The sequence below is a fragment of the Acinetobacter towneri genome (assembly GCF_001758345.1).
GTDB lineage: Bacteria > Pseudomonadota > Gammaproteobacteria > Pseudomonadales > Moraxellaceae > Acinetobacter > Acinetobacter towneri_A.
Genome location: NZ_MKQS01000017.1, coordinates 45850 through 52329 on the forward strand (window position 1 = coordinate 45850; position 6480 = coordinate 52329).

Below are 6480 nucleotides of genomic sequence, written 5' to 3' on the forward strand. Positions count from 1 at the left end.
GCAATGAAACGACTAATGGATATTTTTATATCATTGATTGCACTAATATTATTGTCTCCGATTTTCCTTATTGTTTGTTATAAGGTTCGCAAAAATTTAGGCTCCCCTATTTTTTTCTATCAAGAGCGTCCAGGTAAAGATGGCAAGCTATTTAAAATGATGAAGTTCCGCTCTATGAGGGATGCAAATGACGCACAAGGCAATCCTTTGCCAGATGAGCAACGTATCACGCCATTTGGACAAAAATTACGTGCCACAAGTTTGGATGAAATGCCACAACTCATCAATGTCTTAAAAGGAGATATGAGTGTGGTGGGCCCACGACCAATGTTAAAAGAATTTGTTGAACTGTATTCTCCCGAGCAGGCACGTCGTTTAGAGGTAAAGCCAGGTATGACTGGACTGGCGCAAGTGAGTGGGCGTAATGAGCTAGATTACGAGCAGCGTTTTGAGTGCGATGTATGGTATGTCGATCATCATAATATTTGGGTGGACTTCAAAATTATGCTTAAGACAGTCAGCGTTATGCTTAAGCGAGAAGGTATTAACGCACCTGGGCATGTGGGTCCTTCCTTGTTTACAGGAAATAATCCTAGCAATGATGAAAAAAAGCAAACATAACTCAATAATAGTTAGTAGAACATTCACAATGATTAAAAAAGCCATTTTACCCGTTGCAGGTTTAGGCACCCGTTTTCTGCCAGCCAGTAAAGCCATTCCCAAAGAAATGGTGACTGTGGTCGATCGTCCTGCGATTGAATATGTAGTACGGGAGGCAGTTGCAGCAGGGATTGAGCAAATTATTTTGGTGACCCATTCCTCTAAAGCCTCCATTGAAAACTACTTTGACCGTAACTTTGAGCTAGAAACCACTTTGGAACAAAAACAAAAAATGGATTTGCTCAAAGAAATTACCGAAATTTTACCTGCACATGTCAGTGTCGTGAGTGTACGTCAGCCACAACCTTTAGGCTTAGGGCATGCGGTTTTATGTGCTAAATCTGTAGTGGGCAATGACGCCTTTGCAGTGCTGTTACCCGATGTTTTGGTAAAGGATGATGCTGCACAAAATGACTTGGCACGCATGATTCAGCGCTTTGAGCAAAGCCATGCCGCACAGATTATGGTCGAAGCAGTGCCAGCGCATTTGGTTGATCAATACGGTATTGTCGATGTAGTTGCAGCACCTGCTGAAGGTGAAAGTACCGTGATGCAGGGCATTGTCGAAAAACCTGCAGTAGGCACGGCACCTTCTAATTTATCGGTGGTGGGGCGTTATGTCTTGCCTGCAGAAATTATGACTTTGCTCGAAAACACCCCTAAAGGGGCAGGTAATGAAATTCAATTGACCGATGCCATTGCCATGTTGCAAAAAAACAGTGTGGTGGAAGCTTACCGTATGCAAGGTCAGACTTTTGACTGTGGCAGCAAGTTGGGTTACTTAAAAGCAGTATTGCATTATGGGCTCGATCATCCAAAATTAGGCGATGATTTTAAAGCCTTGATTCAAGAGTTAAAGCTTGAATCTTAAAGGTGATTAAGGGGGGGAAAGATTAGAAAATCTCTCCTAGCCTCCCTTCTTACGCAAGAATTTAAAGCAGTGCTTAAACTCTGGCTCAGGGAGGCACATCTATTATAAAGCTTTTGCTAGTGCGAACTTCCCCCTTTGAAAAAGGGGGATTGAGGGGGATTAAAAAAAGGAGAGCCAAATATGGTGAAAACTTCCAATGTTGAAAATCTCTCCCAACCTCTCTTTAAAAAAGAGAGGGGTGCTCATTATAAAATTGATTTTATGTGCGAAAATTTAAAGCAGTGCTTAAATTCTTGCTCATGGTGGAACATCCATTATAAAGCCCTTGCTTGTGCGAACTTCCCCCTTTTCAAAGGGGGATTGAGGGGGATTAAAAAAAGGAGAGCCAAATATGGTGAAAACTTTCAATGTTGAAAATCCCTCCTAGCCTCCCTTTAAAAAGGGAGGAACAGTAGGAAAGGATGAAATGTAAAAATCTTTCCTAATCTCTCTTGAATCAAGAGAGTAACCCCATGAAATAAACAGCATCAACCAATACACAGGAACACATTTTGAAAGTCGCAGTCTTTGGAAAAACCCTCTATGCAGGCGTGATGTCTGCACTCTTGGCAGAATGTGGGCATCAAGTCTATTGGTGCGATATCTTTCAGGATGCTGCCCATCCACTAGAACAGCAACATCTCAGCTTTCAAGACCAAGCCTTGAGCCAGTTATTACAACAACAATGCAGCAAGGACTTTTTACACTATTGTGATTTTGCTGCATTGCCTTTAGATGTGGATGTCTATCTACTCAGTTTGAACCCGACTGAAGAAGCTCACGCCTTAACCGTTTTGGGGCAGTTGCAAAAACGTCCGATCATTCACCCTAAATTGATGATCAATGCCTCGACTTTGGGCTTAAATGGCACACAGCGCCTGCAAAAAATCTTGCCACAAGATGACTGGATATATTTGCCCGACATGATTCAAGAGGGCAATGCCATTCAAAGTATGACCCGTGCACAGCAACTCACGGTGGGTTGTGAAAATGAACGTGCGCAAGTCAAACTCAAAGAATTACTTCGCCCCTTATTCCCACGTGCGCAGCAATATCTGTTTATGCCTGTGTTGGATGCAGAATTTACCAAACTGAGTATTTCAGGCATGTTGGCGACTCGTATCAGTTATATCAATGACTTGGCAGTGGTGGCAGAAAAACTAGGGATTGATATTGAACATGTGCGACAGGGTATGGCAGCAGATAGCCGTATTGGTGCATCGTATATGTACCCCGGTGCAGGGTTTGGTGGTGAAAACTTTAGTCATGATATTCAGACTCTGGCCAGTACCGTATCCACCACAGGGGTGAAAAGTCAGCTGTTGGCGCAGGTCTGGGACATTAACGAACAACAAAAAGAACTCTTGTTTAGAAAGTTGTGGAATTATTATCAGGGCGATTTAAACGGCAAAACTGTGGCTATTTGGGGCGCAGCCTTTAAAGAAAATACCGCAAGGGTGCAACATTCGCCCATTCATGTGATGTTGCCTGCGTTGTGGGCGCAGGGTGTGACKGTCAAATTGCACGACCCACAAGCCTTGCCTGAAATTGTGGCACAGTATGGTCAGCGCGATGATCTAATTTTATGTACAGACCAATATCAAGCCGTCGAAGGTGCATCGGCATTATGTGTGCTGACCGCGTGGAAACAATATTGGAGTTTGGATTATCCAACTTTGTTGCAGCAGATGCTGCATCCGCTGATTTTGGATGGTCGTAATATTTATGATCCTGAATTTGTGAAGGCACAAGGTTTTGCTTATATGGGAGTCGGTCGCTAATGATTCGTAGCACAATGCCACAGACGCAAAGCTCGATCTCTCCAAATGACAATGCCTTGCCGCAGTTACAACAATTGCAGCATCAGTTTCAGCAACTGCATTTAAATCAGCTGTTTGCTCAAGATCCGCAGCGTTTTCAGCGTTTCTCGGTGGCTTTGGACAGTGTGCTGTTTGACTATAGCAAGCATCGGATTGATGCCAAGGTGTTGCAGACCTTGGTTCAGTTTGCCAAGCAGAGTCAGCTTGCTGAATGGATTGGACGTTTATTTTCAACGGCAACAGGCTCAGAGAAAATCAACTATACCGAACAGCGCGATGCGATGCATTGGGCCTTGCGTTTGCCTGCGACCAGCCCAGCATCAAGTGCTTCCGAACAGACCGATGCCTACGCTGCATTGACTGAGCAAGTCCATACCCAGCTTGAGCGTATGTATGCCTTGGTGGAAAAAATCCATGCAGGCCAATACCGTGGTGCCACGGGTGAAGTGATTCAGGATGTGGTCAATATTGGTGTGGGTGGCTCAGATTTAGGCCCATTGATGGTGACCCAAGCCTTATCTGATTTTAAAGTGGCAACTGAAAAACCACTGAATGTACATTTTGTGTCTACCATGGATGGCAGCCAGCTATCTGAATTGCTGCATCGTCTGCGTCCTGAAACTACTTTATTTATTATTTCGTCCAAGTCTTTTGGCACCATTGATACCTTATCCAATGCGCAAACGGTGAAACAATGGCTAGAAAAGGCCTTGGGTACACATGCGCAAATTCTGAAACATCACTTTATTGGGGTATCCACCAAAGCTGATAAAATGACCGCTTGGGGCATTTGTCCTGAAAATCAGCTCTTGCTTTGGGATTGGGTGGGTGGTCGCTATTCGTTATGGTCGTGTATTGGCTTACCGATTGCCCTGACCATTGGCGTTGCGGGTTTCCAGCGGTTTTTAGCAGGTGCACATGCGGTTGATCAGCATTTTCAAACGGCTGCATTTGATCAGAACATCCCAGTGCTGATGGGCTTGCTGGGGGTGTGGAATAATAATTTCCTGAATATTCAGACTCATGCGGTCTTGCCTTATGATGGACGTTTAAAATACTTCGCTTCGTATTTACAGCAATTAGAAATGGAATCGAATGGCAAGTCGATTCAGCGTAATGGCGAGGCGRTGAGCGTCGATACTTGCCCGATTGTTTGGGGTGAGGTTGGGCCGAATGCACAGCATGCGTTCTATCAATTGTTGCACCAAGGGACACATGCGGTCAGCTGTGATTTTATTGCCCCTGTGCAGCGTTATAATGCCAATCAATTTACCTATGCGGAAACTGCTGAGGCTTTGGTAGAGCAGCATCATTTGGCCTTGTCCAACTGCTTGGCGCAGTCGCGGCTTTTGGCCTTTGGTAATCAGGCATTAGATCAGCGGGAATTAGAGGGCTTAGCGGCGTATAAGCAGTACAGTGGTAATCAGCCAAGTAGCAGTATTTTATTGCAAGAACTCAATCCGCATAGCTTAGGCATGTTGATTGCCCTGTATGAACATAAAGTCTTTGTACAATCGGTGCTGTGGAATATCAATCCCTTTGACCAATGGGGCGTAGAAAAAGGCAAGGAAATTGCCAATCAGCTCTTGCCTATTTTAAATGGGCAGCAACAGGATTTATCGGCACTCGATACATCGACTCAAGGTTTATTAAAAATTTTATTAGGAAAAATAGATGGCTAATGTTTTAGTAACAGGCGGTGCGGGCTATATTGGTTCACATACCTGTGTCGAGTTGCTGAATGCAGGGCACAGCGTGGTGGTGCTAGATAATTTGTCCAATAGCTCGGCAGAGTCATTGGCGCGGGTGCAGCAACTGACTGGCAAAACCTTGCAGTTTATTCAGGGTGATATTCGTGATGCTGCTGCTTTGGATGCTGTGTTTGCTGCACATCAAATTGATGCAGTGATTCATTTTGCAGGACTCAAAGCAGTGGGAGAAAGCCAACAAATTCCACTGAGCTATTTTGACAACAACATTGCAGGTTCAATTAGTCTGGTTCAGGCGATGCAACGTGCGCATGTGTTTAAACTGGTGTTTAGTTCATCGGCTACAGTATATGATGAAGCCAATATTTCGCCGTTGAATGAAGAGATGCCAACGGGGATGCCAAGTAATAACTATGGCTATACCAAGCTGATTGTGGAACAGCTTTTACAAAAAGCAGCCCTTGCCGATGCACGTTGGTCGATTGCGCTATTGCGTTATTTTAATCCTGTGGGGGCGCATAAAAGTGGCTGCATTGGCGAAGACCCACAAGGTATTCCTAATAATTTAATGCCTTATGTCACCCAAGTGGCGGTGGGACGTCGTGAAAAACTGTCAATTTTTGGGCAGGATTATGCCACGCCAGATGGTACAGGCGTGCGCGATTATATTCATGTGGTCGATTTGGCCAATGCGCATTTATGTGCCTTGAATAACCGTTTGACTGCACAGGGTTGCCGTGCTTGGAATATTGGTACGGGTAATGGAATTTCGGTGCTGCAAGTGAAGAATACTTTTGAACAGGTCAATGGTGTGCAGATTCCATTTGAGTTTGCACCACGTCGTGAAGGCGATGTGGCGACCTCTTTTGCAGATAACAGTCGTGCTGTGCAAGAACTAGGCTGGACACCACAATATGGCTTAGAAGATATGTTAGCCGATAGTTGGAACTGGCAAAAGCAGAATCCGAATGGTTATCGTCAAGATTAATCATCCTATAGACTCAGCCACAAAGTTTAGGGCATAAACAATGGGAGTCAGTTTTGACTCCCATTTTTTATATTGCTTTGATTTTTCAGATTAGGGTAAGCGTCCGCTGAATCCCATACCAATTTTAATTCGATTTAGGTTTCCAGCAGTGTGGCAGTAACTCTTCAATCTGGGTCACTTTATGTGTCGGCAGCCTTTTCAGCACATCACTTAAATAGGCATACGGATCCAAGCCATTCAGCTTTGCTGACTGGATTAACGTCATGATGTTTGCCGCTCGCTGACCACTGCGCAGCGAACCTGCAAACAGCCAGTTCTTGCGCCCCAACGCCCAGGGACGCATCTGATTCTCGACCCAATTATTGCAAATAGGTAGATTGCCATCATCCAGAT

Annotated in this window: 6 protein-coding genes; 5 read left to right on the top strand and 1 reads right to left on the bottom strand. The window is 44.6% G+C overall.

Features of this window, described 5'->3' with window-relative positions; translation table 11 throughout:
* Nucleotides 1-3 precede the first annotated feature (3 nt).
* From BJN41_RS09970 to galE, 5 genes are all read left to right on the top strand, one after another.
* Nucleotides 4-621 (top strand): sugar transferase, encoded by a 618-nt coding sequence (locus tag BJN41_RS09970; protein ID WP_070154945.1) that lies wholly within the window; start codon nt 4-6, stop codon nt 619-621.
* 28 nt (nt 622-649) lie between these two features.
* Nucleotides 650-1531: a UTP--glucose-1-phosphate uridylyltransferase GalU gene (galU, locus tag BJN41_RS09975; RefSeq protein WP_070154947.1), complete on the top strand. Its 882-nt coding sequence runs from the start codon at nt 650-652 to the stop codon at nt 1529-1531.
* 551 nt (nt 1532-2082) lie between these two features.
* Entirely contained in the window at nt 2083-3351 is a 1269-nt protein-coding gene (locus BJN41_RS09985; protein ID WP_070154951.1) for a nucleotide sugar dehydrogenase, read from the top strand.
* The gene (gene pgi / locus BJN41_RS09990) at nt 3351-5072 is read left to right on the top strand and encodes a glucose-6-phosphate isomerase (RefSeq protein WP_070154954.1); all 1722 of its coding nucleotides are present in this window, start codon (nt 3351-3353) and stop codon (nt 5070-5072) included. Before BJN41_RS09985 ends, pgi begins: the two co-directional genes overlap by 1 nt.
* Nucleotides 5065-6087, top strand: coding sequence for a UDP-glucose 4-epimerase GalE (gene galE / locus BJN41_RS09995; RefSeq protein ID WP_070154957.1), 1023 nt, complete (start codon nt 5065-5067; stop codon nt 6085-6087). The genes pgi and galE overlap by 8 nt, the downstream gene beginning before the upstream one ends.
* A 124-nt stretch (nt 6088-6211) precedes the next feature.
* Here galE and BJN41_RS10000 read toward each other — a convergent pair.
* On the bottom strand, nt 6212-6480 hold a 269-nt coding region (locus BJN41_RS10000; protein WP_031970042.1), incomplete at its 5' end, for a transposase domain-containing protein.